This window comes from Labrenzia sp. VG12 (genome assembly GCF_002237595.1).
Taxonomy (GTDB): domain Bacteria; phylum Pseudomonadota; class Alphaproteobacteria; order Rhizobiales; family Stappiaceae; genus Roseibium.
In genome coordinates this window covers 4,704,189-4,729,043 of sequence record NZ_CP022529.1, presented here as the reverse complement: position 1 = coordinate 4,729,043, position 24,855 = coordinate 4,704,189, and the positions used below count along the sequence as shown (strand labels likewise).

Below are 24,855 nucleotides of genomic sequence, written 5' to 3'. Positions count from 1 at the left end.
AAACGTAAACAGTTTCCGCTTTCTGCCACAGATAATCCTGGTTTTTAGCCCTTCAAGACTTCGAGAAGAGTCTCGCCGAGCTTTGCCGGAGACGGCGACACCTTGATGCCGGCCTCTTCCATGGCGGCGATCTTGTCTTCCGCACCGCCCTTGCCGCCGGAAATCACAGCACCGGCATGGCCCATGGTGCGGCCCGGAGGCGCCGTGCGGCCCGCGATGAAGCCGGCCATCGGCTTCTTGCGGCCCTTCCTGGCTTCGTCCTTCAGGAACTGCGCTGCTTCCTCTTCGGCCGAACCGCCGATCTCGCCGATCATGATGATCGACTGGGTCTCGTCATCAGCCAGGAACATTTCCAGGACGTCGATGAACTCGGTGCCCTTGACCGGGTCGCCGCCGATGCCGACAGCCGTGGTCTGGCCAAGGCCGGCATTGGTGGTCTGGAAGACCGCCTCATAAGTCAGTGTGCCGGAGCGGGAGACGACGCCAACGGAGCCCTTCTTGAAGATGGAGCCCGGCATGATGCCGATCTTGCATTCTTCCGGTGTCAGGATGCCCGGGCAGTTCGGACCGAGCAGGCGCGAGTTGGACTTGTCCAGCTTGGCCTTGACCTTGACCATGTCGGCCACCGGGATGCCTTCGGTGATGCAGACGATGAACGGAATTTCCGCTTCGATCGCCTCGATGATCGCAGCGCCCGCGCCTGCCGGCGGGACGTAGATCACGGAGGCATCCGCACCGGTGGCTTCCCTGGCTTCGCCAACGGAAGCAAAGATTGGCAGCTGAGCAGCGCTTTCCACGCTGCCCCAGGTCTCGCCACCCTTTTTTGGATGAACGCCGGCGACCATCTTGGTGCCGTAATATTCCAGTGCCTGTTCCGTGTGGAACGTGCCGGTCTTGCCGGTCAGGCCCTGAACGATGATTTTCGTGTCTTTATTGACGAGGATCGACATCTGTCAAATTTCCTTCGTGTTCATGGCACGCTTTCGAAACCAAATGCCTGCGCTGTAAACCGCTAGTGAAATCAGGCAGGACAAGGTGAGATGTGCTGCGAAAAACTGGACGAATGACCGGCCTAGTAACTGAGCTTGGGATGACAGCAGATACCAATGGTACCCGCTAGCGGTTATCCCTAACCCGATTACGAGGGCTGAAAGCCAATCCTCAGTCCTGCCCATTGTACGGACCCGCGCGAGAGCAAATATCAAGATGGACAATATTGCTGAGCTATACAGGGCCATAAAGAGAAGCAGAATCTCACCAAGCAATTTCGAACGTACCTCCGGGCTTAACCCTTGACCGCTTTCACGATTTTCTGGGCGGCGTCGTCGAGATCATCGGCGGCGATCACGTTGAGACCGCTTTCGTTGATGATCTTCTTGCCGAGTTCCACATTGGTGCCTTCCAGGCGGACAACGAGCGGAACCTGAAGGCCGACTTCCTTGACGGCTGCCACCACGCCTTCCGCGATCACGTCGCAGCGCATGATGCCGCCAAAGATGTTGACCAGGATGCCCTTCACGTTCGGATCGGAGGTGATGATCTTGAACGCGGCCGTCACCTTCTCTTTCGAGGCGCCACCGCCAACATCAAGGAAGTTCGCCGGCTCGGCACCGTAGAGCTTGATGATGTCCATGGTCGCCATGGCAAGGCCGGCACCATTGACCATGCAGCCGATGTCGCCGTCGAGAGCGACATAGGCAAGGTCATGCTTGGAGGCTTCGATTTCCTTGGCGTCTTCCTCGGTGACATCGCGCAGCGCCATGATGTCGTCGTGGCGGAAGAGCGCGTTGCCGTCGAAGGAGACCTTGGCATCGAGAACGCGCAGGCGGCCGTCCTTCATGACGATCAGCGGGTTCACTTCCAGAAGGCTCATGTCCTTTTCGACAAAGGCCTTGTGCAGGATCGGGAACAGGGTCATGCCGTCTTCGCGAGCCGCACCGGAGAGTTCCAGGGCATCGCAGAGCTTGCCGGCATCTGCCTCGGTGACGCCGGTTTCCGGGTCGATCGGCAGGGTGATGATCTTTTCAGGGGTCTCTTCGGCAACCGCCTCGATGTCCATGCCGCCCTCGGTGGAGACGACGAAGGCCGGACGGCCAACGGTGCGGTCGACCAGGATGGAGAGGTAAAGCTCGCGCTCGATGTCAGCGCCATCTTCGATGTAAAGACGGTTGACCACCTTGCCGGCCGGTCCGGTCTGCTTGGTGACCAGCGTGTTGCCCAGCATTTCCCTGGCGTGCGCGGTGACTTCGTCCAGCGAGAAGGCCAGGCGAACGCCGCCCTTGGCGTCTTCCGGCAATTCCTTGAACTTGCCCTTGCCGCGGCCGCCGGCATGGATCTGGGTCTTGACCACCCAGAGCGGGCCTGGCAGCTGCTTCGCAGCCGCTTCAGCTTCGTCGGCCGAGAAAATGGCGACGCCCTCGGCCACCGGAGCGCCAAATTCCTTCAGCACGGCCTTGGCCTGATATTCATGAATATTCATGGTGTTCCCCCGTGATCGGCAGGCCGCCCCGGATCAAGACCGGGTGCGGCCCTAACGGTTTCAGGTCGGTGCCGCTGTTTAAGCGAGCGCCGGCTGAATTTTCTTACAGGCTTCGACCAGGCCGTCGACGGATGCGACCGACTTGTCGAAATTGGCTTTCTCGTCGCCCTGCAGGTCGATCTCGATGACGCGCTCGACGCCTTCGGAACCGATCACGACCGGAACACCCACATAGGTGTCCTTCAGGCCGTACTGGCCGTCGAGGGCTGCGGCACAAGGCAGAACGCGCTTCTTGTCCTTCAGGTAGCTCTCGGCCATGGAGATGGCAGAGGAAGCCGGCGCGTAGAAGGCGGAACCGGTTTTCAGGAGACCGACGATTTCCGCGCCGCCGTCCCGGGTGCGCTGGACGATCTCTTCCAGACGCTCGGCCGTGCACCAGCCCATCTTGACCAGGTCGGTCAGCGGGATGCCGGCAACGGTGGAGTAGCGGGTCAGCGGAACCATGGTGTCGCCGTGGCCGCCCAGAACGAAGGCGGTGACGTCTTCAACGGAAACATTGAATTCGTCGGCCAGGAAGTAACGGAAGCGGGCGCTGTCGAGCACGCCGGCCATGCCGACAACCTTGTTCTTCGGCAGGCCGGAGAATTTCTGCAGGGCCCAGACCATGGCGTCGAGCGGGTTGGTGATGCAGATGACGAATGCGTTCGGGGCGTATTTCGCGATACCGGCGCCGACCTGCTCCATGACCTTCAGGTTGATTTCCAGAAGATCGTCGCGGCTCATGCCGGGCTTGCGCGGAACGCCTGCGGTAACGATGACAACGTCGGAGCCTTCGATGGCTTCGTAGGTGTTGGCACCTGCCAGCTTGGCATCAAAGCCGTCGACCGGGGAGGATTCTGCGAGATCGAGCGCCTTGCCCTGAGGCATGCCTTCCGCGATGTCGAAGAGTACGATGTCTCCCAGTTCCTTCAAACCTGCCAGATGAGCGAGCGTGCCGCCGATCTGACCCGAGCCGATCAAGGCAATCTTGTTCCGCGCCATATCGAAAGTTTCCCTTTACGTAAGATGGAACTCTATGCCATCCTGTGATGACTGAGGATGGCCTACTCCCTTTGCTTCGGGCGCGCAACCTCGCCAAAAGAATATTGCGCAAACCAAGGCAAAATTTCTCAAATCTTCCCGCCTGCATAATTCCCCTATACGGAATGCAGACTTATGCGTGTGCCGACCTGTTTTCTCCCGCAAGATACGCCTCGGACCGCATTTCGATCAATCGGGAGGCCGTACGGTCGAACTCGAATGCCTCCGTACCGTCTTCCCCGACATAAAGATCCTGCGGTTCAGCCTCTGCCGAGACGACCAGCTTGATGCCGTTATCGTAAAGTGTGTCGATCAGGTTGATGAACCGCTTGGCCTCGTTGCGGCGCGCCCTGGACAACACCGGCACATTGTCCAGAAACACCGTGCTGTAGGCATTTGCAATTCGCAGATAGTCGCTGGCGCCGAGCGGCTGCATGCACAGATCGTCAAAGGTAAAGCGCGCCGCGCCGGAGGCGACAACGGGCACCGGGATCTTGCGGCCCTTGTTCTCAAGCTCCTCGGCATGCGGCTTCATGCCGTGCGTCAGCTTGGTGAACAGCGCGTCCATCTGTGCCGTCGATGCTTCCCCGAGCGGGGTGATGTAGATCGGCGCGCCGGCCAGCTTTTCCAGGCGGTAGTCCGTCGGCGAATCCAGATGCAGGATTTCCACTTTCGAGGACAGCATCTGGATGAAGGGCACGAACAGCTGCCGGTTGAGGCCATCCTTGTAAAGCTTTGACGGCTCCACATTCGACGTTGCCACCACAATCACGCCGCGCTCGAACAGCTGCGTGAACAGTCTTCCAAGGATCATCGCATCGGCGATGTCGGTGACGGAGAATTCGTCGAAGAGCAGAAGCCGTGTCTCGTCGGCGATCTGGGCTGCCACCGGCGGGATCGGGTCGTCGCCCTTGACCTCGCCGCGCTTGTGCGCCTGGCGGTGCTCGTGGATCCGCTCGTGCACATCGGTCATGAACTCGTGGAAATGCACCCGGCGTTTGCGGCGGATCACCGTGACCTCGTAAAAGAGGTCCATCAGCATGGTCTTGCCGCGCCCGACCCCGCCCCACATGTAAAGCCCCTGAACAGAGGCCCAGAGCTGGTTCTTCTTGTTGGCAAAGAGCCAGCCGAGTGAACTCTTCTTGGAGGCAAGCCTGGTTTCGGCGAGGCGTGTGTTGAGGAGATCGAGCTGGCGCACCGCCTCCCGTTGAACGGGGTCTTCCGAAATCTCGCCGGACGCGACAAGGGCGTCATAACGAGCGCTCAGCGCGCGGTTGACCGGCAGTTCCATCTTCAAGGGTGCTGCTCCCTCCATGAGACTTCATGGGGTTAGGTTGTCACCACAACCCGGGACGTGATCTTGGCGCGGGATTAAGGTCAAAACGTCGCAGATGCAAGTCACGAAATGCGTTGAAAATGATACATGAATTCACACGCCTGTCATTTAACCGATTGAAACAGGCCACCTTTCGGCAAGCTGGCGCAGGCTGCACGCGCACAACTCCACCGGCCCAAAAGCCACGTGGTCATGAGATGCAACAGCCCGCCGGCAACGGAAAGTGTCCGGCACACAAAGCGTGCGCGAGTGATGCTCTACGTTTCTAAAGGATCTGAAAATCCGGAAGGCATGTAAAACCAAAACACCCGCAGCCTTGGTGGGAGTGCTGCGGGTGCAGGGCACGGGAGGGCTTGCCCCGTGCGGGAGGAACCGGCCTGTCAAACGTCGACCGTGGTCAGCGGCCAGCAAATTGGCTTAGATCTACTGCGCCCGTTGAACGCAGATGACCGGATCTCTCCATTTGAAGCGACCAACCGCTGGCCATCCAACTGAAACCAACCGACTGGCCACTGGTCTAGCGCAAGAGCAAGGTCGCCTTGCGACCACTCTGGATCTCCTGAAGATAAAGCAACTGGGCGACCAGATAACATTCCGACTGGTCATCCATGTTGGCCTTGCGGCCACGGCCGTCGGTCAGAAGCCAGGCATTCCCGGATTTGACGACGTCGCATTCAATCGGTGATTTCGGGTCTATCCCGCCCTTTTCGCAAAGATCGTGGCCAACCTGGCTGCCCGTATCGTTGTCGAGACCCTTCATTTCCATGCGCAGGCTGCGATAGGCCTTGTGTACGGACAATGTTGCAACGACAACTGTCGTGACGTCGTCGCCTTGCATCGCCGCAAAGCGCAGAACGCCGCCCTCCTGGGGGATGCTGTTGCTTGAACAGGGGGTTCGTTGAACGTCGCCGAGCGTCGTCCATTCGGACCGCAACGTGACCGTTGCCGGCTGGCGCAGTGCCAGCATTTCCTTTGCCAGGCGTTTTTCCGCAGCTTTCTGAGGGGCCCTGGTCGGTCGCTCCGCCCGGCTGGAAGCAGCCGCAGCAACCGTTCCGCCGATCCTCAGACGCCGGAACACGATGACGTCGCGCATCAGATCCGTGCGTTCGACACGCCAGCCGGCATCAAGCCAGGCATTTTGGTGCACGAGGCTGCCGCCGGAATTTGCCCACCAGGTCCGGTGTTCCCGTGCGCTTCTTGGAAGCGTTGACCCGATGATATCCTCAACTTCGTTCAGCTTGGCAGCCCAGACCACATCTTCCAGACGCGCCAGGTGTTCCCGCAATGGTTCGTATTTTGACATTCGCACAGCCTTTCCGGTAGCCATGCAAATATACACCTATAACGCGCATTGTCCAGCATTAATGCGGAGGTCGTTTAACGGAACAGCGAGATGGGCTGCCCGGTGGAGGTTTGACCGTTAAACTGCCCGGAAGCGCTGGAGTAAAGCTGTGCGACGATCACGCCTGAACCGTCCTTCAACACCACCTGATTGCCGTTCAGATCCCAGGCGGAGATGCCGGACAGCATAGGGGTATTACAACCTCTGGTATTTGCCCGGTAGCCGCCCGACCAGGTGGTCAGGGTCATGAAGGCCATGCAGCTATCACCGGCAGATGTCAGCTTCCAGCCACCCAGAAGGTCGGTGCGCCCGACTTCCTTGGCCCCCGCGGGAGCGGCGACCGGGTTGCTGGCCAGATCGGACGGTTGTGCCGACGGGTCATTCAGGCCCGCGCCCGGCGCGTTCGGATCAAGCGGGGTCAGCGTGCCGGAATCCACCGGCGTGGTGGGCGTCGCCGGCAGCGGCGCCGCGTAGTTAGGGCTTCTGGAAAAGCGCTGGCAGCCAGCAGCCAAAATGACCAAGCCAACAACCAACCCAATTTTTGCCGCGCGCATCATGACGAATCATTCCCTCACCATCGTCCCAATATGGGAGCATCTCTTAGCCTAGAATTTGGCGAAAATCCAAAAACCTGACGACATTGCCCGTCTCCAGCGGCAGAAGCCCGCCTAGGCAGCGGGCGTGGCAACCGGAATCGGCGGACTGATCAGCTCATCGACGGCTGCCGCGATCCTGTCAAAGTAGCTTGAACAGGCACTGAAACTCTGCGGAAAAGGCGGCTTTCCGGCAACGCCCCACCAATGACTGGATGTCGTTGCCTTCCAATGGGCCGGGTAAGCGAGCTGCGTCTGATCGGACAGGTAGATCACCCTGTCGGGCACCTCCGCATGCGGCATCAAAAATATGTCAACCGGCTTGGGCGAAAGGCCTTGCGCGCTGATACCGACGGCAGAAAGCAGCCGTTTCACGTGTCGATTCAATCCCGCTGCCGGGTCGATACCCGCCGAAAAGGCCCGTATGAGACCATGCCCCCTGACATTCAGATAGGCTTCGGCCATGGGCGACAAAAGGCTGTTATCCGGACACAGGAACAAGACAGTGGGTTTCGGCACGGCAGGATCCCTCAAGACGTATCATGGACCGAACAGCTGCCGGTCGGCGATGTCCCACTAGCGCCCCGCCGGGAAAACTTTATGACAAAAAGGCGCCGCCGCGGAAATTCATGAGGATATCTTTTCCCAGCCTGCTACAACGGCGCTTCCACCGCCGCTATTCGTCGCGACTTGCCTTCAAGATGCCGGCAGCCCAGCCGGACAACCACGTGGAGTGCCCGAATGCCCATCGCCCTTTGGTGTGTCCTCGTTGCCGCCATCCTGCCGATCCTGTCGGCCTTTCCCGCCAAGCTCGACAAACGGTTCAACAATGCCAGGCCGCGCGATCCGAACTACTGGAGCGAAGGGTTCCGTGCACGGGCGCAGGGTGCGCAGGCCAACGGTTTCGAGGCCTTTCCCCTGTTTGCCGTTGCCGTTTTTGTCGGCCTGAGTCAGGGCGGCGACCCGGAGTGGATCGACCGGCTCGCAGTTCTTTTTGTTTTGCTCCGGCTGATTTACGTGTTCTGCTACTGGATGGACAGGGCGACGCCGCGCTCCATTTCCTGGTTTGCGGGGTTCCTGACCTGCATGGGACTTTTCACCAGCTCCCTGTGGAGCTGAGCGGCGTCACCAGCTGGCCTTATAAGCGAATTGTTCAACGAGCATTTGCACCAAGAGGCTGATTTCGCTAACGATGCAGAAAAGTATCGCAGGGTTCCGAAGGGCAGAGGTGCATTGTGCGGACAACCGACCAGACGACTGACACCTTGCCGGCGCGCCATCAGGCGGCGGCCCAGAAGCCGATTGCCGAAAAGCATATAGTCGACGTCCTGATCGCCGAACGCGGCAAGCTGGTGATGGCCAGCCCCTGGTGGCCGATCATAAAACCCTTTGCGCACAAGATATTACGCTATTCTTCCGCTGTAGACATGGCCGACACGATCGCGGCCATGGAGGCCCAGGACGTGTTTGCGCATCTGAGCCGGCTTTTGACCCTCGACGTGACCACGCTCGGTCTGGACCGGGTTCCGGCAGAGGGACCGGTCGTGCTCGTCTCAAATCACCCGACCGGCATTGCCGATGGCGTCGTTCTGTATGATGCCATCAAGTCTCGTCGTGCCGATCTGTCGATTTTTGCCAATCGCGACGCGATCCGTATCAATCCGCGCCTGGCGGACATGATCGTTCCGGTCGAATGGCGCGCAGATTTCAAGAGCCAGGAAAAGTCCAAGGAAACCCTGAAAATCGCCAGGGCGGCGTTTTCAAAGGAACGAGTGGTTGTTCTGTTTCCCTCCGGCCGCCTGGCCTATTGGAATGACGGCAAGCTGACCGAACGCCCCTGGATGACCTCCGCGCTTGCCCTGGCGCGCAAGAACAAGGCGCCGATCATCCCGATGCACATGGGCGGGCGAAACTCGGGCCTTTTCTATTTCCTGGCGCGTGTTTCCACCGAGCTGCGCGACATGACGGTCTTCAATGAGCTGCTCAACAAGAAGAACGCCAAATTCAACGTGCATTTCGGCAAACCGATCCGTCCGGAACGGCTGAAAGGCGATCTCGGCCAGCTGACCGAACAGATGCGGATCCACTGCGCCGAAACCCTGGCCGAAGACCCCAACGCGGAATTCTGACAATCCGCTCAGACTTCCACACAATGGTCATCCACAGGGTGCGCGTGAGCCTGATTGCCCTGGGACAGCGAATAAGACATGGTGCGGGAAAGCAAAGGAACCTGCCGGCCCATGTCCGCTTCGCCTGCAACCACTGCGGATGAACTCCCATCCCCCGTCTCGCCCCCTGCTCCGCCCGTCCATGCGGATCCGAAACCGCTCGCGGTTCTGCAGCAGGTCTTCGGCTATGGCAGTTTCCGGGGCAAGCAACAGGCCGTCATCGAAACGCTGGTCGCCGGCAACGACGCGGTGGTGCTGTTCCCCACCGGGGCAGGCAAGTCGCTCTGCTACCAGATCCCGGCGCTTTGCCGCCGCGGTGTCGGCATCGTGGTCTCCCCCCTGATTGCCCTGATGAAAGACCAGGTCGGCGCGCTCACGGCCGCCGGTGTCAGGGCCGCCGCCTTCAATTCCACCCTGTCGCAGGACGAACAGTTTTCGCTGCGCGACGCCTTGCGCCGCGGCGAAATCGATCTTCTCTATGTCACGCCGGAACGGCTCGGCCTCGAGAGTTTCCGGAGCTTTCTGGACACGCTGGACATCGCGCTGTTTGCCATCGACGAGGCCCATTGCGTCAGCCAGTGGGGACATGATTTCCGCCCTGAATACCTGTCTCTCTCCTGCCTGAAGGAACGGTATCCGGGCGTGCCAAGGGTCGCGCTGACGGCCACGGCCGATCCGCATACACAACAGGACATTCTGGCCCGACTGCAGCTGGAAGACGCGGAAGTGTTCTCCACCAGTTTCGACCGGCCGAACATCCGCTACGAAATCGTCGAGCGCACCAATCAGCGCCAGCAGCTTCTGGATTTCCTGAAGAAGCACGAGGGAGAAAGCGGCATCGTCTATTGCCTCAGCCGGGCGAAGGTCGAAGACATTGCCGACTGGCTGACGTCAAAGGGTGTCAAGGCCCTGCCCTATCATGCCGGCCTGCCGGCGGAGCGGCGAGCGGCCAACCAGGATGCCTTCTTGCTGGAAGAGGGTCTGTGCCTGGTGGCAACGGTTGCCTTCGGCATGGGCATCGACAAGCCGGATGTGCGCTATGTCGCCCATCTGGATCTGCCGTCTTCGGTGGAAGCCTATTACCAGGAAACGGGCCGGGCGGGACGCGATGGCGCCCCCTCTGAAGCCTTCATGGCCTACGGCATGGCCGATCTTGTTCAGCGTCGCCGCATGATTGCGGAAGGTGATGCACCGGACGAGGTCAAACGCGCAGAAAACGCCAAGCTGAATGCGCTGCTGGGCATCTGCGAGACGGCAGGCTGCCGGCGCCAGGCGCTTCTGGCACATTTCGGCGAAACCTATCCCGAGCCCTGCGGCAATTGCGATACCTGTCTGTCACCGGTGGAGACCTGGGACGGCACCGAAGCCGCGCAAAAACTGATGTCAGCCATCTACCGGACCGGCCAAAGGTTCGGCGCCGGTCACGTCATCGATGTCTTGCTCGGAAAAAGCAACGAAAAGACAACCCGTTTCGGACATGAGAACCTCTCCGTCTTCGGCATCGGGGAGGATGTTGCGCAAAAGACCTGGCAGTCCATCGCCAGGCAATTGGTGGCCGCCGGCTTTGTCGATGTCGACCACGCCCATTTCGGCGCCCTGATCCTGACCGAGAAGGCCCGATCGGTGTTGCGCGGCGATGAAAGACTGGCCCTGCGCAAGGACCGCAGCGCGGCCGGACTGAAAAAGACCCGCACCTCGCGAACCGCCTCGATTGCAGACGAACTTGATCATGACGACAAGCTTCTGTTCGAGCGGCTGCGCCGGCTTAGAACCCAGATTGCCAGAGATCAGAGCGTGCCGCCTTACGTGGTGTTTCCGGATGCGACACTTGCCGGTATCGCGGCGGCCAGGCCGGTCACGCCGGAAGCCATGCTTGCGGTTTCCGGCGTCGGCCAATCCAAACTCGAGAAGTATGGTGAAACATTTCTCGATGTGGTCGAAGCCTTCGAGGCCGGCGTGTAAGTTCAGGCTTCGGGCTGAAGGCACATCCGGTAGAGCGTTGCGAGGTTCTGGAGTTCTTCCGCATCCGGATGGGACAGAAACTCTTCGACGATCTCGCCGAGTGCAAGATGCATCTGCCGGTGCTGGCGCAGGCGACGATAGGAAGACCCCAGCTTGTAGACCTGGTCGATTTCCTCACGCGAGAACAGATCAAGCCCGGCTATGCCGAGCACAATTCCGAGGTCCGCGTTGGTCCGGCGGCTCAGATTATGGGCCACGATAAATCCGAACAGTCCCGTCACGAACCGGTTTTCGAAACTCAGGCTCTCGAACCGCCGGCCGGCCGTGTTCAGCACCAGTTTCATGATCGCTACCGTGGCAGCCGCGGCAAATTCGGTCGGCGTGTTCGTGTCACAGATTTCCAGACCGGCATCTTCCAGCATGCCGGTCAGGTTCTTTCTGAGGCGGTCTTCCGTTTCAACGGCCCGCAGTTCTGAAATGAATTCTGGCTCTTCCTGTAAACGGCTTCCAAACAAACTAAGCATGACACCGGCCTCATGTGACGCAAGAACAAGGCGTATTGATCAAGCCTGCCCGAAAAATGTAGAGCAGAAGTTACGCTACGGCAAACACTGTCATTCTATTTCGTTTCCCAGGTCCTAATCGTGATCTGGAACACTTTTGGGCCGGTTCTCAGGAACCGGCCTTCGGCAATCCCTTGTAGGCCTCCTTGCCCCAGACTGCATTGACCCGCGCATCGCGGCCGCAGCCCTTGCGATATCCCTTGTAGGCGTCTGCACGCGTGACATAGCCAAACCGGGTCAACGTCCGCACAGGGCTCTTGTAGTAGCTCTGGTGGTAGTCTTCCGCCGGCCAGAAAACCGCGGGCGCCTCGACCGGTGTGACCACCTTGCCACCAAGCGCCTGTTCTGCCTTTGCAATTTCGGCTTCTGCCTGTCTGGCCTGAGCCTCATCCAGCGGATAGATCGCGGAAGAGTAGCCAAAGCCGCGATCACAGAACTGGCCCCCGGCATCCGTCACATCGATGGTGCGAAGAAACACGCCGACAAGGTCGGCGTAGCTGATCCTGGTTTCGTCGAAATCCACCTTGACCACTTCGCGATGACCACCGCGCTCGTAGTTCTTGTAAGTCGGGTTCTGGGTGTTGCCACCGGCATAGCCGGACACCACGTCACGAACCCCGGGCAGCTTCTCCAGATCCGACTCCACGCACCAGAAACAGCCTCCCGCCAGAATGGCGGTTTCAGCCTTGGCAGTTGTAATCGCGCCCACTCCGGCAAGAAGGGCGGCAAGAGATAGCGGCAGCATGCGCTTCATGATAGATCCTCCAATCGCTGCTGACAGAGGTAACGCATCTCGGACTGGCGGCAACTCAACTCAGCCGTCCAGATCCGCACATGACCGTGAGGCCGCCGTGATAACTCCCCTCCCAACACACACGCCGCGTCACATCGTGATGTGCGGCTCCTTGTCGGCGTTGGAAAAAATGGACCTTCTCGCCGGTCAACTGCGCCAGGAAGGATTTGCCGTCACCACTCCGGTTCCTGACGAAGCCGGCCTTGACTGGGCGCGGCTGTCTACCCGCGAGGCCGTGGCTCTCAAGAAAACCTATCTCAGCGACTATTTCGACGTGATCCGACGCGGTGACCTTGTTCTCATTGCCAATTTCGAAAAGAACGGCATTGCCGGATATGTCGGTGCAAATACGCTGATGGAGGCAGCCTGTGGCTATGCCCTCGGCAAGCCGGTCTATTTTCTGCATGAGATCGGCGACCAGCCCGCCAGCCTGGAACTTGCCGCAATCTCAAGTGGTGTCCTTCAAGGCGCCCCACAGCGCCTGTCCGCGTTTTTGCGCTGTTCGGATTGACTACGGCAGCCGGCTTTCAGCTCTCCCAGGTTCTGGCGATCTCTGCAAACCCGGGCAATTGCGGTTTGACGACACAGAAGCGGTGGCCACTGGTGGCTTCCATGACCGTCCAGCCGTCCAGCTGCGACACGACGGTTGCACCGAGCTTTTCCAGCCGCGCAACTTCCTTCTCCGGGTCATCGGTCTCGATATCAAGATGCACCCGGGAAGGATGCTCAACCGCCTGCAGCAGGATGCCGATCTCGCCGTCCTTGCCAATCAGGCGCCGGTAGCGCGGGTTCTTCGGCGCGGCCTCGACGTCCCGGCCGAGAGCGCCTGCCCAGAACACGGCGTGGTCATCGATGTCGCCGCTTTCACAATCAATGACCAGATCCCCCAAACGGCTTTTATGCATGTCCATCTCCCTCAAAAAGAACGAGAACAAATATCGAACAAATCAAGGCGATCTGCAAGCCCGCCCTGACTTTCCTTGGGAGCAGATCGGTACCTTACGCCGCAGCTGCACTCTTTGCAGTCTCCGTGTCGTCTTGCCCGGTCCAGTCGATCTTCTGGGTGACAAACATGGTCACTGCCAACGCCAGGAAGGCGATTACCGACCCGATCAGGAGCGCATAATCCTGCTCGCGCATCAGGGCGAACAACAAGGCAAAGATGGTTGCCAGCACTGCAAACATCACCGCCCCGGCCGATCGGCTTTTCAGCGAAGTCCCGACATAGGCAGCATTCAGAACAGTTGCTGCAGACGCCGCCCCGAGATAGGCAAGGCCGTAACCGACATGCTCCGCCAGCGCGAGCAGCATCACGTAGAATATGATCAGGGCCAGTCCGACCAGGGCATACTGGATCCAGTGGAAGCGCCAACCGGAGCGCATTTCAAGAACAAACACGGCCAGAAAGGTCAGACTGATGAAGCCGATGGCATATTTGAGAGACCGGGAAATGGTCTGGTAGAAATTGACGGGTTCAACGAACTTCACCCCCAGCAGCTTGGACTGCAGCGGCAGCTGGTTCGTAATCAGCGTCTTCGGGATGCCGCGGGCAAGATAGGGGATGGACCAATTGGCCTCAAACCCCGTATCCGCGATTGTGCGCTCGTCCGGCAGGAACGCGCCTGTGAAACCGGGATGAGGCCAGTTGGACGACAGGTTGACGGACGTGCTCTGACCGGCCGGTGCCACATAGACCGCAGTCGATCCGTTCAGGTCCAGCGGGACCTGAAAGGCAAACCCCTTGCGCCATTTGAGCGGCGGGACGGCGGCGTTAATTCCGGACGAAGCGGAGGCGGGAGCGGCCTTGAACTGGCCGCTGGAGACAACCATCGGACCGGGACCGGGCTCGAACGGGATCGGGGCGTTGCCATCCAGCGTCAGAGAGACCTCGTTCTTGAGCGCCCGGACATCACCTATACCAACCACCAGCAGGGCCTTGTCGGCGGCAATGTCGACGGTTCCGCCCTTTTGCGGTTCGAACATGTTCGAAGGAGGGGCACCAAACCGGCCGCTCAACTGCACAGCCCCGGAATAAACGGGCAGAGAATAGATCGACTTCCAGCGTTCCTCGACCTGCAGGTCCCCCGATACATCCAGCTTCTCGGGAAAGAGAACCGCCGTGTGCCAATGCACCTCGGTTCTGCCCCGGTCTCCGGTGCCGATCGTCACGGTTTCGCTGAAGGGCACAACCAGATACGGCCCGTTGATTTCCTGGGTACCACCCCAGGACCCGGCGATGTCCCGGGCGACCTCCCTGGCCCGGTCGGCCCGTTCCTCGACCAGGATCCACACAAACAGGCTCGGCACCATGAGCATGACGGTCAGAATGCCGATCAGAACAAATTTGACACCGGGTGAGTTCAGAAATGCGCGCGGCCGGAAAGGTGGAGGCCTGTTTCCCGCGCTGCCAGTTGTTGCATCCGTGTCGCTAACATCTGTCATTCAATCAATCCTTTGCAACGAGCGCTTCTGAAACAGGCTTCAGGTGGGCACCCGGCCGCCGCGTTTGAAGTGGGACGCTCTTTCAACGCAGTAACCTTGACCGGACAGCAGGGAGAGAACCGGGCAATGATGCCGGTCTTTTCAGCATTGTTTTTGCAGAAACCGTGCAGACGCCCTCCGGCCATCGATTGTCCGGGAAATTAGTTGCCCTATTTTCTCAACCGGGGCTTGTTCTGTGCAGTCTTTGAGTGTCAGAATGGCATGACCATCGGAAATTATACCAATGAATACACTGCCAGAAACGACTTTTCGGGCTCAGCCCGCCTATGCTCGCCGCGCGGATTATCTGCCGGCGCTCGTCCGGCGGCTGGATCTTGCCCGGAGCGAGCAGCATCGTTTCCTGATGGTCGCCCATCTCTTCGACGACACCATGCGCATGATCGATGCGCTGGCCGGGGTCATGGATTTCGACGCGATCATCGGGGTCCCGTATTCCTCCGGCAGCGATGCAACCCGGCTGAAATGGCAATCGTGTTACGGCGACAGGGTTCAGTGCCCGAAAACGGAAACGGAGTTCCGCCAGGTCCTTGCCGGCGCCCTTCAGAAAAGCCTTCTCGCCTGCCGGAATTCCGGGCAGAAACTGGTGATCCAGGAGGTTGGCGGGTATGTGGTCGAGCTGCTGCACGAACGGTTCCAAGATCAGCTCGACCTGGTCGAGGGCGTGGTTGAAATCACCAAGCAGGGCGTCTGGCGCGCGGACCAGCTGCCGCTCAGAATACCCGTCCTGCATTGTGCCGACAGCGAGCTGAAGCGGCTGGAGGCCGCCCGTTGCGGCGAGACCATCGCCCGCTGCCTGGACGGTCTGATGCGCGATCTCGGCAACACCCTCGCCGGGCGCCACGCGACCGTCTTCGGCGCCGGCTGGATCGGCTTCGGCGTCGCCAGGGCGCTCCGGCGGCTCGATGTCCAGCCCGTTCTTGTCGATATCAACCCGCTGAAGGTTGCCGAGGCGCGCCTGTCCGGGTTCGACGCTACGCTATCACCCGGGGATCTCGGCCGGGCCGACCTCGTGGTCGGTGCCGCGGGGCGCCTGTCGGTCACATCGGATGTGCTGCGCCAGTTGCGCAGCGGCTGCCTCGTGGCAAGCGCAAGTTCGCGCCGGATCGAAATCGACGTCGAATTTCTGGAAGCGGCGCCCGGCTATGACATTCACCCGTCCATTCGCGCCTATCACTTTGCCGACGGGCCGGCGGGGCAGGACCGGCAGGTCTGCCTGGTCAATGACGGGTATCCGGCCAATTTCATCCCCGGTTCGGGCAGTGTCGCGGATGAAATCGTCGAACTGATCCTGGGGGAACTGATCGTGCTGATGGCCGATCTGACCACCTACACATACGAGCCCGGCATTCACCGTCTGGATTCTGAAGGAGAGGCAGCGTGCACCCAACTCTGGATCGAGCAAAGAGACGGGATGTAACGGACGCGCCCGAAGAGGTTGCCGTTCATTCCGAGTATCTGGTCAAGAAGCTCAGCAATGCGCAGCGGAACCTTTACGGCACGGTGAAATTCGACGTCGTGTCCCGGCAGATCCGGGACTGGGCCGCAGAGCTCGACCGGCCGCCACGCATTCTCGATATCGGCTGCTCCACCTCGATTTCCAGGGATTATCTGGCCGAGACGGGACTGGAATTCGACTATTGCGGCGCCGATTACGAAGCCGCGTTCGAGCCGGACATCGTTCTGGATGCCACCCGGCTGTCGGAGCACCGGAACGAACTGCCCTGGCGCCCCGATGTGATTACCTTGCTTGATGTGCTGGAGCACCTGCCCGGCCAGGGCCCCGCGATCGAATCGGTGATGCGCCAATGCGGAGAGGTGGTCGCACCCGGAGGCCTGATCCTGGCCGTGGTGCCGCAGCTCTACCGTCTTGACCGGCTCAAGCTGAAACACCTGCATTATCCCGAGCACCATGTGCGCATGACGCTTGGCGAATGGTCGCAGATCATTGCCCGCGCCGTCACGATCGAGGCCGTTCACGGCGTCGGCTATCTCTCCTGCCTGCCCTATCTGCCGATGTTCAGCCCCTGGTACGAGGAACACAATCGCCACGGCAAGCTGTTCCATCACCTGCGCGGCAAGACCTTCGAATGGGGGCCACTCAAGCCACTGGAAAAGGGTCTCACCCGCTCTCTCGGCCGCCTGCCGGGCTTCCGGGGCTGGTGCAACAGTTCGCTGCTGGTGTGCCGGGCGAAGGGATGAGGAGGCAAATCGGTTCTTCATCGCTCGTCATCCGGCCCATGGATCGTCATCCCGGTTTGACGCTTCAGCGGCAAGACCGGGAGGACAAACGGAGCGAGGCTTTCAATCGTAAACGAACACAGGTCAGAACCGGATGATCGACCGGTCGACCAGCTCCTGGCTCATGTGCCCGTCATCCGGATACCCGATCGATACGTTGCGTATCTCCGTCCGGCCACGCATTGCGGCAAACGCCTTGTGCGTGTGCCCGAAGAACCAGAACTCCGGTTGATGCTGCAAAATCAGGTCGCCCAGATCCGACGCATAACAACAGCTTAGCCCGTCGTCCTGTCCGGCGGCTTCCGGAAGTGGTGCATGATGGGTGATGACGGCCGTCGGTCCCGGCCAATGAGTGCTGAGCTCCGCTGCCAGCCAGGCCTTGTGATCAACGTGAACACGCCTCGTGTCCTCTGGACCAATCTTCCGGTAGGCGGCGGACGCCAGACGGATATAGCGATAGTCGTTCATTTGAAGCCGAGCTGCCTGGGTGTTCGCCCAATAGTCACCGCCACATTCAAAATCCGTCCACAACGTGCACAACAGAAGCCGCAGGTCACCGATGGCAATGTGTCTCTTCTGGGCGAAATGAACACCGGCCGACTGCGCCAGTTCGCTCAGGCGCGCGTCGCCGTCGAGCCGGAAATTGTAATAGTCATGATTTCCCGGGACGATGACGATCCTGTCGCGGTCGATGAACCGGGCAAGGACCTCAAGGGCCCACGGCCAGCGAACCTTTGGCTTGTTGGTGAGGTCGCCGGCAACGATCAGCGCGTCCAGTTCACCCAGGTCAATGTTGCCGAAGGGCGACAGACCCGATGCATGCCAGAAATCGAGATGCAGATCCCCCAGAACCAGAATACGGCCGGTGTGACGCGTCAGGTGCAGCATCGTTTCACCCAGGTGGATCCAAAGCCGGAACCACGGCCTGGCGCGGGCACAGTTCGTCGGACCAGTGACGCCAGAAGGTATCGATCTCTTCCCGATGTGCGTCGCCCGGCGGCTCGGCTTTCGCCCAGGGTTCGAACCGCTCGTACAGGGTCAGGATGAAGGCTGACAACACGGGATCGAGCTGGTCTGAACCCATTTCGGAACTTTCCGCCTTTTGTACCAAGAGCCGGTCGATTGCATCGGAAACCGGCTCGGGAAAGCCGGCATCCCGGCGCATGTCCAGAAAATTCATCGGTGCGACCGCCTTGTCCGGATGCTCCGACAACCACATCAACGCGGTCAGAGGCCTCAGGACATAGAGCGTCTTCTTCAATGATACCTCCCCCTTGAAATGGTCCTGTCTCTGGATCTGCGCCTTGGCGAGGTGAAAATAGTGCTTGCCGATGAGCGCCCGGTCGCAGACCGCTTCCGCCAGTTCCAGCGCAGCGTCCCGAAACGGCTCATGCAGCTGATAGGCAAACACCGATGTCAGCCATTCGACGATCACGGCGTTGCCGGAATGCATGAGGCGCAGCGCCTTCGCCAGATCCCAGCCGTTGATGTCGAACACCGGCGTGAGCGGCTCCTCGATGACGTCGCGCACCGGGAACAGCGTGACTGTTTTTTCCCGCGCGCGCACATAGACAAAACGGCAATCATAGTCGCTGTCCGGCGACGGAAATCCCCAGGCGCGGCTACCGCTTTCAATGGCCAGCGGAATGGTGATGGTTTCCCGCATCTCCAGCGCCTTCAGCCGGCGGCGGATTTCTGCAACGATGTTCGGATCCATGATCAATGACTTTTTCAAATACAAGGGGCCACCCGATGGGCGGCCCCTGCAGATAACAAGTCCCAAGAGAAAATCAAACCCGGCGTTCGACCATCATCTTCTTGATCTCGGCAATCGCCTTGGCCGGATTGAGGCCTATCGGGCAGGCCTGGGAGCAGCCACTTCTTGCCAAGACGAGCCATCATGGTCTGTCAGGATCTCGTCGACCATGATCTTCAAGTCGTTGAAGTGGTCAGTCAGGGGGCAGTTGCGTACAGGGGCGAAATCCTGCGCGAAGGCACTATAGAGTGTGTTTTAAATAACTCATGAACTTGTTGCCCGGCCCTACGCGCAGTTTCTGCAAGATGAATTGAGCATCATCACGATCAATCTTGCCATAAACGTCATTCAGGCAACGCGCCAAACACTCCGCGAGAAGCTCATGGTCTTCCTGGTTTTCCAGGAGTTCATGATACTGGTGCCGTTTTGCAGCGTATGGAACCGGGCCCGAGTTGATCAGCAAACGGGTTTTTGCCTGTTTGCCGGGAGCAGCGCTCATCAAATCAGTCCAGGCTTTTGCAGAAATTGCCTGGTTTTCGAAGAAATCGACCCAGAGCACATATTCTATTGCTTCACGGTACAGCCGGTCGTGATGCTCGAGCGCTTGTAACATCTGTTGCCATAGATAGACTTCTGCCGCGGCACTTAAGTCGCTCATGTACAAACGTGGTAGAAAGGAAGCTGTCGGGTAGCAGGGCAATAGCTGAATAATTTCGAACACTTGTCCAAGTTTGTCCTGGTCTGTCAGAGCTCCCCATCGCTCTTTGAGGATGCCCTCGCATAAGTCGTCGATCAGCTCCCAATATTGATCTTCAAGAACATCCCCTTTGTTGGCCCTAATCGATACCGAAATGTCTTCAACATACACTCCGTGATCGCCAAGATCGTCCAACATCTGTTGTATCGTAGGTTCCGATTTCATGAGGCCTCGGTTTTCAATCTCTGTACGATCGCAAGAACGGTGTTTTTGGAAATACCGAGGTCACACGCGATCCATCGGTAGGGGCGGCCTTCTTCGATCAAAGCCATGACCTTGGCTGCGAGGAGGGCTGATCCTGGACGTGGTGCCGCAGCTTTACCGGCTCGACCAGCTGAAGTTCAAGCACCTTCATTATCCAGAACACCATGTGCGCATGACCTTGGCGGAATGGTCGGAGATCATCGGCCGGGCGGTCACCATCGAGACCGATCACGGCATCGGTTATCTCTCCTGCCTGCCCTAGCAGCCGATGCTGAGCCCCTGGTATAAGGCGCACAACCGCCACGGCAGGCTGTTCCATCATCTGCGCGGTAAGACGTTTGAATGGGAACCGCTCAAGCCCAGGGAAAAGGGGATGACACGCACCTTTCGCCGCCTGCCGGGCTTCCGCGACTGGTGTGCAGGACGAAGGGGTGAGGAAGAAAATCCGCTACCCATTGGTCATCATCGGGCCTATGGATTGTCATCCCGGTTTGGCGTTTCAGCGCCAAGACCGGGACCCAGTACTCTGTGTGTCCGGTGCGGAAACACAAGTCGGAGACCTGTGAGTACTGGATCCCGGATCTCCGCTGCGCTCCGTCCGGGATGACAAGGTGAGAGTGTTAGCCTCTTCAAAAAAAGCCGCCCCGAGGGACGGCTTTTCCAATCTCCAGAACACCAGAAAATCAAACCCGGCGTTCGACCATCATCTTCTTGATCTCGGCGATTGCCTTGGCCGGGTTGAGGCCCTTCGGGCAGGCCTGGGAGCAGTTCATGATGGTGTGACAACGGTAGAGCCGGAACGGGTCTTCCAGATTGTCCAGGCGCTCGCCAGTGGCTTCGTCGCGGCTGTCGATCAGCCAGCGATAGGCCTGAAGCAGGATGGCCGGGCCGAGATAGCGGTCGCCGTTCCACCAGTAGCTCGGGCAGGACGTCGAGCAGCAGGCGCAGAGAATGCACTCATATAGCCCGTCCAGCTTGACGCGGTCCTCATGGGACTGGCGCCATTCCTTTTCCGGCGCCGGGGACACCGTCTTGAGCCAGGGCTCAATGGAGCGGTGCTGGGCATAGAAGCGGGTCAGGTCCGGCACCAGGTCCTTGACGACGGCCATATGCGGCAGCGGGTAGATCTTGACGACGTCACCGGCGATTTCGTCCGTGCCCTTGGTGCAGGCGAGCGTGTTGGTGCCGTCGATGTTCATCGCGCAGGAGCCGCAAATGCCTTCGCGGCAGGACCGGCGGAAGGTCAGGGTCGGGTCGATCTTGTTCTTGATGTAGATGAGACCGTCCAGCACCATCGGGCCGCAATTGTCTGCATCCACGAAATAGGTGTCCACCCGCGGGTTGCGGCCATCATCCGGGTTCCAGCGGTAGATCCGGTATTCGCGCAGGTTGGTGGCGCCTTCCGGCTTGTCCCATACCTTGCCTTCCGTCACCGTGGAGTTCCGGGGAAGCGTCAGCTGAACCATTTGTTACTGCTCCGCGTTGGGCCCTGATGTCGCGTCCGGGCCTTAATGTGTTCGAACTCAGGCAGCGAGCTCGAAAATCATGTTGTCATTCGTCCGGCCGGTCACCTTGTAGGCGCGGTTTGCCAGTTCAGGCAGGCAATCCTCGCTCCAATAGGGCCGGCAATTGGTTTCCAGAAGGATCACGCGGGGCCAGAGGCTCTTTTCCGCGTGCCTCAAGAAGGGCAGCACCACACGGTCCTCGAACCCTTCCACATCCACTTTCAGAACGTCGATCCTGGTCAGGCCCTGGTCATCGGCAATCGCGGTCAAAGGCCGCATCTTGACGAAGGAAGAGGTCCAGTCACCCGCCCATTCACCGGTCGTCAGGTCTTCCACGAAGGTGGCGAAGCCGCAATTGCTCGGCTCCTGGAAGAAGGGCATCGTGTCCTCGCGCGGACCAACCGCGGAATTGACGATCCGGATCCTGTCCAGCTCGTTCGCCTTGACGTTGAAGCTCAGCTTCGTTGCCGTTTGAGGATTGGCCTCGATCGCCAGAACGTCGGCACCGCATTTGGCGGCGAAGATCGAATAGGAGCCGATATTGGCGCCGACATCGACAAACACCGTGCCCTCGCCCAGATGCGGCTCCAGAAGCTTGTGCTCGGCCCGTTCCGGAAGGCGGCCCTTGGCCAGGATCTTGCGGTCGTCATAGTTCTCGCCCGGATAGATCCGGAACTTCAGACCTTCGGCCTCAAGATCGTAAGGCCCCTTGAAGAACCGGGCCACGAGCGCACGAATGCGCCGGCGCAGGCCCTTGGAGAGGTCGTGCCGGTCGGCAAGACGCCAGGCAGCCCGGACCATCCGCTCGGCAGGGTAAGTGCCGAACGGGCTTCTGATATCCGGAAGGGATGCCACCTGGCTCACCGCATGCGCTCCTTAGTAGACGCGCGCCTTGGGCGCGATCTTCTTCGGGTCGATGCCGCCTTCGTCGAAGGTGGTCAGCGGATCGAGCACCACCGGACGGTAGTCCAGCTTGACGTTGCCCGCATCGTCGACCCAGGCCAGCGTGTGCTTGCGCCAGTTCTCGTCGTCGCGGCCGGCAAACGGACCGTCCTTGTAGTCCTCGCGCGCATGGGCGCCGCGGCTTTCCTTGCGGGCTTCCGCGCCATAGACCGTGGTGATCGCGTTGGCCATCAGGTTCTCAAGCTCCAGCGTTTCCACCAGATCCGAGTTCCAGATCATCGAGCGGTCAGAGACCTTCAGGTCACCCATTTCGCCCCAGATGGCAGACAGGCGCTTGCAGCCCGCTTCCAGGCTCTCCTGGGTGCGGAAGACGGCTGCGTCTTCCTGCATGGCGGCCTGCATCTTGTCGCGCAGATCCGCGGTCGGGACGGCCCCGTCTGCGTGACGCAGCTTGTCGAAACGGTCCATGATCTTGTCGCAGGAGGCTTCGCTCGGTGTCGGCACGGCTTCCTTCGGATCGACCACCTGGCCGGCCTTGATGGCGGCGGCGCGGCCGAAGACCACTAGGTCGATCAGCGAGTTGGAACCGAGACGGTTGGCTCCGTGCACGGAGGCACAGCCGGCTTCCCCGACGGCCATCAGGCCTTCCTGGATCCGGTTCGGGTTGTTGCCGTCCGCGTTGAGCACCTCACCCCAATAGTTGGTCGGAATGCCGCCCATGTTGTAGTGAACCGTCGGCAGGACCGGGATCGGATCCTTGGTGACGTCGACGCCGGCGAAGATGCGGGCCGATTCGGAAATTCCCGGCAGGCGCTCCGCCAACAGCGCCGGATCGAGGTGATCCAGGTGCAGGAAGATGTGGTCGCCGTTCTTGCCGACGCCGCGGCCTTCCCGGATTTCCATGGTCATGCAACGCGAGACAACGTCGCGGGATGCCAGGTCCTTGGCCGAGGGGGCGTAGCGTTCCATGAAACGCTCGCCCTCGGAATTGACCAGATAGCCGCCCTCGCCGCGGGCGCCTTCCGTGATCAGGCAGCCGGAGCCGTAGATGCCGGTCGGGTGGAACTGGACAAATTCCATGTCCTGCAGCGGCAGGCCCGCGCGGGCCACCATGCCGCCGCCGTCACCAGTGCAGGTGTGGGCGGAAGTAGCCGAGAAATAGGCCCGGCCATAGCCGCCGGTCGCCAGCACGACCATCTTGGCTGCGAAGCGGTGGATGGTGCCGTCATCGAGGTTCCAGGCGATCACGCCCTGGCAGACGCCATCGTCGGACATGATCAGGTCGAGCGCGAAATACTCGATGTAAAATTCGGCATTGTTGCGCAGGGACTGGCCGTAAAGCGTGTGCAGAATGGCGTGACCGGTCCGGTCGGCCGCCGCACAGGTGCGCTGTACGGGAGGGCCTTCACCGTAATTCTGCATGTGACCGCCGAACGGGCGCTGATAGATCTTGCCTTCCTCGGTGCGGGAGAACGGCACGCCGTAATGCTCCAGCTCATAGACCGCTTTCGGCGCTTCACGGGCCAGATACTCCATGGCATCGGTGTCGCCGAGCCAGTCGGAGCCCTTGACCGTGTCGTACATGTGCCATTCCCAGCAGTCCGGCGTCATGTTCTTCAGGGAGGCGGCAATTCCGCCCTGGGCCGCAACGGTGTGCGAGCGCGTCGGGAACACCTTGGTGATACAGGCGGTGCGAAGCCCCTGTTCGGCCATGCCGAGGGTTGCCCGCAGGCCGGCCCCGCCGGCGCCAACCACGACCACGTCATAGGTGTGATCGACGAATTCGTAACTTTTGGCCATTCGGGTCAGCCTCCAAAGCCAATCTTGAGCACTGCGAAAACGCAGCCGAAACCGATAAAGGCACAGAAGAAGGTGTTTGCCATCAAGGTCAGGAACTTGATGCCTTCACCGTGCACATAGTCCTCGATGATCACCTGCATGCCGAGCTTCATGTGATAGACGCCGGAGAGGATCACCAGGAGCAGGATGATGGAAACGAGAGGGTTCTTCAGGGTCTCGATCACATCGCCATGGGTCGAGCCCTGCATGGAGATGACAAGAATCACGAAGAAGGAGATCAGGAAGACGTTGGCCACAGCGGTCAGACGCTGCTTCCAGAAGTGATCGGTACCTTCCTTGGCCGACCCGAGCCCGCGAACCTTGTTCAGGGGTGTGCGCATATCGCTCATGACACTCTCCTCAGCGAACCATGTAGCCGATGATCCAGAGGATCAGCGTCAGGGAAACGGAACCGATGATCGTCGCCTTGGCGAGCCACTCGCGGGCCTCCTTGCCGAAGCCGGCGCCCATGTCCCAGATGAAGTGGCGCAGGCCGCCGAGCATGTGATGCACCAGGGCCCAGGTGAAGCCGAACAGGATCAGGCGGCCGATGATCGAGCCGTAGATGTCGTTGACGAAATCGAAATAGGCCGGCCCTGCCGCGGCGGCGATCAGCCACCAGGCCAGAAGGATGGTCCCGAAATAAAGGGCTGCTCCCGTAATACGGTGCAGAATGGACATGACCATCGTCAGAATGGGTTTATAAATCTGAAGATGGGGCGACAGCGGGCGATTGCCCCGCAGATCGGCGTTCGGCATGGATTTCCTCTCCCGTGCGACGCTAGAGCGGTATGAGCTCAAAACGAGCAGATTTTGACCTGTAACCGCAATGCTC

27 protein-coding genes and 1 pseudogene are annotated in these 24,855 nt (G+C 60.0%); 7 read left to right on the top strand and 21 right to left on the bottom strand.

From position 1 onward, the window contains the following. Positions 1 to 44: 44 nt before the first annotated feature. From sucD to CHH27_RS21890, 7 genes are all read right to left on the bottom strand, one after another. The gene (gene sucD, locus CHH27_RS21925) at positions 45 to 950 is read right to left on the bottom strand and encodes a succinate--CoA ligase subunit alpha (RefSeq protein WP_094073477.1); all 906 of its coding nucleotides are present in this window, start codon (positions 948 to 950) and stop codon (positions 45 to 47) included. Between the two features lie 335 nt (positions 951 to 1,285). Then, positions 1,286 to 2,479 carry an ADP-forming succinate--CoA ligase subunit beta gene (sucC, locus tag CHH27_RS21915; RefSeq protein ID WP_094073475.1) on the bottom strand — a complete coding sequence of 398 codons (1,194 nt, stop codon included), beginning with the start codon at positions 2,477 to 2,479 and terminating at the stop codon, positions 1,286 to 1,288. A 78-nt stretch (positions 2,480 to 2,557) separates the two neighbouring features. Beyond that, the gene (mdh, locus tag CHH27_RS21910) at positions 2,558 to 3,520 is read right to left on the bottom strand and encodes a malate dehydrogenase (protein WP_094073474.1); all 963 of its coding nucleotides are present in this window, start codon (positions 3,518 to 3,520) and stop codon (positions 2,558 to 2,560) included. A gap of 172 nt (positions 3,521 to 3,692) precedes the next feature. Further along, complete coding sequence (gene zapE, locus CHH27_RS21905; RefSeq protein WP_094073473.1) at positions 3,693 to 4,850, bottom strand: cell division protein ZapE; 1,158 nt, start codon at positions 4,848 to 4,850, stop codon at positions 3,693 to 3,695. A 562-nt stretch (positions 4,851 to 5,412) separates the two neighbouring features. Further along, positions 5,413 to 6,198: a hypothetical protein gene (locus CHH27_RS21900; RefSeq protein WP_094073472.1), complete on the bottom strand. Its 786-nt coding sequence runs from the start codon at positions 6,196 to 6,198 to the stop codon at positions 5,413 to 5,415. Between the two features lie 74 nt (positions 6,199 to 6,272). Continuing rightward, a complete protein-coding gene (locus CHH27_RS21895; protein WP_094073471.1) occupies positions 6,273 to 6,794 on the bottom strand; it encodes a protease inhibitor Inh/omp19 family protein in 522 nt (173 codons plus the stop codon). Positions 6,795 to 6,905: 111 nt separating this feature from the next. After that, entirely contained in the window at positions 6,906 to 7,349 is a 444-nt protein-coding gene (locus CHH27_RS21890; RefSeq protein ID WP_208988329.1) for a low molecular weight phosphatase family protein, read from the bottom strand. Positions 7,350 to 7,571: 222 nt separating this feature from the next. Here CHH27_RS21890 and CHH27_RS21885 point away from each other — a divergent pair, with 222 nt between their 5' ends. The 3 genes from CHH27_RS21885 to recQ all read left to right on the top strand — a co-directional run bounded on the left by CHH27_RS21885 (position 7,572) and on the right by recQ (position 10,960). Next, on the top strand, positions 7,572 to 7,949 hold the full coding sequence (locus CHH27_RS21885) for an MAPEG family protein (protein WP_094073469.1): 378 nt from the start codon (positions 7,572 to 7,574) through the stop codon (positions 7,947 to 7,949). Positions 7,950 to 8,065: 116 nt separating this feature from the next. Beyond that, on the top strand, positions 8,066 to 8,959 hold the full coding sequence (locus CHH27_RS21880) for a GNAT family N-acetyltransferase (RefSeq protein ID WP_094073468.1): 894 nt from the start codon (positions 8,066 to 8,068) through the stop codon (positions 8,957 to 8,959). 111 nt (positions 8,960 to 9,070) lie between these two features. Then, positions 9,071 to 10,960 carry a DNA helicase RecQ gene (recQ, locus tag CHH27_RS21875; protein ID WP_094074934.1) on the top strand — a complete coding sequence of 630 codons (1,890 nt, stop codon included), beginning with the start codon at positions 9,071 to 9,073 and terminating at the stop codon, positions 10,958 to 10,960. A 2-nt stretch (positions 10,961 to 10,962) separates the two neighbouring features. On the opposite strand, the gene CHH27_RS21870 is transcribed toward recQ, so the two are convergent. Continuing rightward, positions 10,963 to 11,484 carry a hypothetical protein gene (locus tag CHH27_RS21870; RefSeq protein WP_157739038.1) on the bottom strand — a complete coding sequence of 174 codons (522 nt, stop codon included), beginning with the start codon at positions 11,482 to 11,484 and terminating at the stop codon, positions 10,963 to 10,965. A gap of 148 nt (positions 11,485 to 11,632) precedes the next feature. Then, a complete protein-coding gene (gene msrA, locus CHH27_RS21865; RefSeq protein WP_371681860.1) occupies positions 11,633 to 12,268 on the bottom strand; it encodes a peptide-methionine (S)-S-oxide reductase MsrA in 636 nt (211 codons plus the stop codon). 106 nt (positions 12,269 to 12,374) lie between these two features. Here msrA and CHH27_RS21860 point away from each other — a divergent pair, with 106 nt between their 5' ends. Next, positions 12,375 to 12,827 carry a hypothetical protein gene (locus CHH27_RS21860; protein ID WP_208988328.1) on the top strand — a complete coding sequence of 151 codons (453 nt, stop codon included), beginning with the start codon at positions 12,375 to 12,377 and terminating at the stop codon, positions 12,825 to 12,827. 16 nt (positions 12,828 to 12,843) lie between these two features. On the opposite strand, the gene CHH27_RS21855 is transcribed toward CHH27_RS21860, so the two are convergent. Further along, positions 12,844 to 13,221 carry a VOC family protein gene (locus CHH27_RS21855; RefSeq protein ID WP_094074933.1) on the bottom strand — a complete coding sequence of 126 codons (378 nt, stop codon included), beginning with the start codon at positions 13,219 to 13,221 and terminating at the stop codon, positions 12,844 to 12,846. A 94-nt stretch (positions 13,222 to 13,315) separates the two neighbouring features. Continuing rightward, positions 13,316 to 14,758 (bottom strand): cell envelope integrity protein CreD, encoded by a 1,443-nt coding sequence (creD, locus tag CHH27_RS21850; protein ID WP_094073464.1) that lies wholly within the window; start codon positions 14,756 to 14,758, stop codon positions 13,316 to 13,318. Positions 14,759 to 15,041: 283 nt separating this feature from the next. On the opposite strand from creD, the gene CHH27_RS21845 reads away from it, so the two are divergent. Together CHH27_RS21845 and CHH27_RS21840 are read left to right on the top strand one after the other, a co-directional pair. Continuing rightward, the gene (locus CHH27_RS21845; RefSeq protein WP_094073463.1) at positions 15,042 to 16,235 is read left to right on the top strand and encodes an S-adenosylhomocysteine hydrolase; all 1,194 of its coding nucleotides are present in this window, start codon (positions 15,042 to 15,044) and stop codon (positions 16,233 to 16,235) included. Next, positions 16,196 to 17,017 carry a bifunctional 2-polyprenyl-6-hydroxyphenol methylase/3-demethylubiquinol 3-O-methyltransferase UbiG gene (locus CHH27_RS21840; RefSeq protein ID WP_208988327.1) on the top strand — a complete coding sequence of 274 codons (822 nt, stop codon included), beginning with the start codon at positions 16,196 to 16,198 and terminating at the stop codon, positions 17,015 to 17,017. The genes CHH27_RS21845 and CHH27_RS21840 overlap by 40 nt, the downstream gene beginning before the upstream one ends. 123 nt (positions 17,018 to 17,140) lie before the next feature. Here the strand turns inward: CHH27_RS21840 and CHH27_RS21835 are convergent, their stop codons facing one another. The 5 genes and pseudogenes from CHH27_RS21835 to CHH27_RS28670 all read right to left on the bottom strand — a co-directional run bounded on the left by CHH27_RS21835 (position 17,141) and on the right by CHH27_RS28670 (position 19,841). Further along, positions 17,141 to 17,944 (bottom strand): metallophosphoesterase, encoded by an 804-nt coding sequence (locus CHH27_RS21835; protein WP_094073462.1) that lies wholly within the window; start codon positions 17,942 to 17,944, stop codon positions 17,141 to 17,143. A 4-nt stretch (positions 17,945 to 17,948) separates the two neighbouring features. Further along, positions 17,949 to 18,773, bottom strand: coding sequence for a nucleotidyltransferase domain-containing protein (locus CHH27_RS21830; protein WP_094073461.1), 825 nt, complete (start codon positions 18,771 to 18,773; stop codon positions 17,949 to 17,951). Positions 18,774 to 18,846: 73 nt separating this feature from the next. Beyond that, positions 18,847 to 18,930, bottom strand: a pseudogene (locus CHH27_RS27780) (succinate dehydrogenase iron-sulfur subunit); the annotation flags it as partial. A 123-nt stretch (positions 18,931 to 19,053) separates the two neighbouring features. Next, positions 19,054 to 19,707 (bottom strand): hypothetical protein, encoded by a 654-nt coding sequence (locus tag CHH27_RS21820; RefSeq protein WP_157739037.1) that lies wholly within the window; start codon positions 19,705 to 19,707, stop codon positions 19,054 to 19,056. Between the two features lie 23 nt (positions 19,708 to 19,730). Then, entirely contained in the window at positions 19,731 to 19,841 is a 111-nt protein-coding gene (locus CHH27_RS28670; RefSeq protein ID WP_371681766.1) for a hypothetical protein, read from the bottom strand. Between the two features lie 32 nt (positions 19,842 to 19,873). On the opposite strand from CHH27_RS28670, the gene CHH27_RS28155 reads away from it, so the two are divergent. Next, positions 19,874 to 20,035, top strand: coding sequence for a hypothetical protein (locus CHH27_RS28155; protein WP_208988326.1), 162 nt, complete (start codon positions 19,874 to 19,876; stop codon positions 20,033 to 20,035). A gap of 421 nt (positions 20,036 to 20,456) precedes the next feature. Here the strand turns inward: CHH27_RS28155 and CHH27_RS21805 are convergent, their stop codons facing one another. The 5 genes from CHH27_RS21805 to sdhC are packed head-to-tail and all read right to left on the bottom strand — an operon-like array spanning position 20,457 to position 24,779. Next, positions 20,457 to 21,239, bottom strand: coding sequence for a succinate dehydrogenase iron-sulfur subunit (locus CHH27_RS21805; protein WP_094073458.1), 783 nt, complete (start codon positions 21,237 to 21,239; stop codon positions 20,457 to 20,459). 57 nt (positions 21,240 to 21,296) lie between these two features. Beyond that, positions 21,297 to 22,142: an FkbM family methyltransferase gene (locus CHH27_RS21800; protein WP_208988325.1), complete on the bottom strand. Its 846-nt coding sequence runs from the start codon at positions 22,140 to 22,142 to the stop codon at positions 21,297 to 21,299. Positions 22,143 to 22,154: 12 nt separating this feature from the next. After that, a complete protein-coding gene (sdhA, locus tag CHH27_RS21795) occupies positions 22,155 to 23,981 on the bottom strand; it encodes a succinate dehydrogenase flavoprotein subunit (RefSeq protein ID WP_094073456.1) in 1,827 nt (608 codons plus the stop codon). A gap of 5 nt (positions 23,982 to 23,986) precedes the next feature. Continuing rightward, positions 23,987 to 24,370 (bottom strand): succinate dehydrogenase, hydrophobic membrane anchor protein, encoded by a 384-nt coding sequence (gene sdhD / locus CHH27_RS21790; protein WP_094073455.1) that lies wholly within the window; start codon positions 24,368 to 24,370, stop codon positions 23,987 to 23,989. A 10-nt stretch (positions 24,371 to 24,380) separates the two neighbouring features. Beyond that, positions 24,381 to 24,779: a succinate dehydrogenase, cytochrome b556 subunit gene (gene sdhC, locus CHH27_RS21785; protein ID WP_094073454.1), complete on the bottom strand. Its 399-nt coding sequence runs from the start codon at positions 24,777 to 24,779 to the stop codon at positions 24,381 to 24,383. Between the last annotated feature and the right edge of the window lie 76 nt (positions 24,780 to 24,855).

Excerpts from the sequence above, each read along its gene's own strand:
- sucC (WP_094073475.1), bottom strand. The coding sequence starts at position 2,479 with ATGAATATTCATGAATATCAGGCCAAGGCCGTGCTGAAGGAATTTGGC.
- CHH27_RS21805 (WP_094073458.1), bottom strand. The coding sequence starts at position 21,239 with ATGGTTCAGCTGACGCTTCCCCGGAACTCCACGGTGACGGAAGGCAAG.
- CHH27_RS21895 (WP_094073471.1), bottom strand. The coding sequence starts at position 6,794 with ATGATGCGCGCGGCAAAAATTGGGTTGGTTGTTGGCTTGGTCATTTTG.
- msrA (WP_371681860.1), bottom strand. The coding sequence starts at position 12,268 with ATGCTGCCGCTATCTCTTGCCGCCCTTCTTGCCGGAGTGGGCGCGATT.
- sdhA (WP_094073456.1), bottom strand. The coding sequence starts at position 23,981 with ATGGCCAAAAGTTACGAATTCGTCGATCACACCTATGACGTGGTCGTG.
- CHH27_RS21845 (WP_094073463.1), top strand. The coding sequence starts at position 15,042 with ATGAATACACTGCCAGAAACGACTTTTCGGGCTCAGCCCGCCTATGCT.
- creD (WP_094073464.1), bottom strand. The coding sequence starts at position 14,758 with ATGACAGATGTTAGCGACACGGATGCAACAACTGGCAGCGCGGGAAAC.
- CHH27_RS21855 (WP_094074933.1), bottom strand. The coding sequence starts at position 13,221 with ATGCATAAAAGCCGTTTGGGGGATCTGGTCATTGATTGTGAAAGCGGC.
- sdhD (WP_094073455.1), bottom strand. The coding sequence starts at position 24,370 with ATGAGCGATATGCGCACACCCCTGAACAAGGTTCGCGGGCTCGGGTCG.
- CHH27_RS21835 (WP_094073462.1), bottom strand. The coding sequence starts at position 17,944 with ATGCTGCACCTGACGCGTCACACCGGCCGTATTCTGGTTCTGGGGGAT.
- sucD (WP_094073477.1), bottom strand. The coding sequence starts at position 950 with ATGTCGATCCTCGTCAATAAAGACACGAAAATCATCGTTCAGGGCCTG.
- CHH27_RS21830 (WP_094073461.1), bottom strand. The coding sequence starts at position 18,773 with ATGGATCCGAACATCGTTGCAGAAATCCGCCGCCGGCTGAAGGCGCTG.
- CHH27_RS21885 (WP_094073469.1), top strand. The coding sequence starts at position 7,572 with ATGCCCATCGCCCTTTGGTGTGTCCTCGTTGCCGCCATCCTGCCGATC.
- mdh (WP_094073474.1), bottom strand. The coding sequence starts at position 3,520 with ATGGCGCGGAACAAGATTGCCTTGATCGGCTCGGGTCAGATCGGCGGC.
- CHH27_RS21900 (WP_094073472.1), bottom strand. The coding sequence starts at position 6,198 with ATGTCAAAATACGAACCATTGCGGGAACACCTGGCGCGTCTGGAAGAT.
- sdhC (WP_094073454.1), bottom strand. The coding sequence starts at position 24,779 with ATGCCGAACGCCGATCTGCGGGGCAATCGCCCGCTGTCGCCCCATCTT.
- CHH27_RS21870 (WP_157739038.1), bottom strand. The coding sequence starts at position 11,484 with ATGCTTAGTTTGTTTGGAAGCCGTTTACAGGAAGAGCCAGAATTCATT.
- CHH27_RS28670 (WP_371681766.1), bottom strand. The coding sequence starts at position 19,841 with ATGGCTTTGATCGAAGAAGGCCGCCCCTACCGATGGATCGCGTGTGAC.
- recQ (WP_094074934.1), top strand. The coding sequence starts at position 9,071 with ATGTCCGCTTCGCCTGCAACCACTGCGGATGAACTCCCATCCCCCGTC.
- CHH27_RS21820 (WP_157739037.1), bottom strand. The coding sequence starts at position 19,707 with ATGTTGGACGATCTTGGCGATCACGGAGTGTATGTTGAAGACATTTCG.
- zapE (WP_094073473.1), bottom strand. The coding sequence starts at position 4,850 with ATGGAACTGCCGGTCAACCGCGCGCTGAGCGCTCGTTATGACGCCCTT.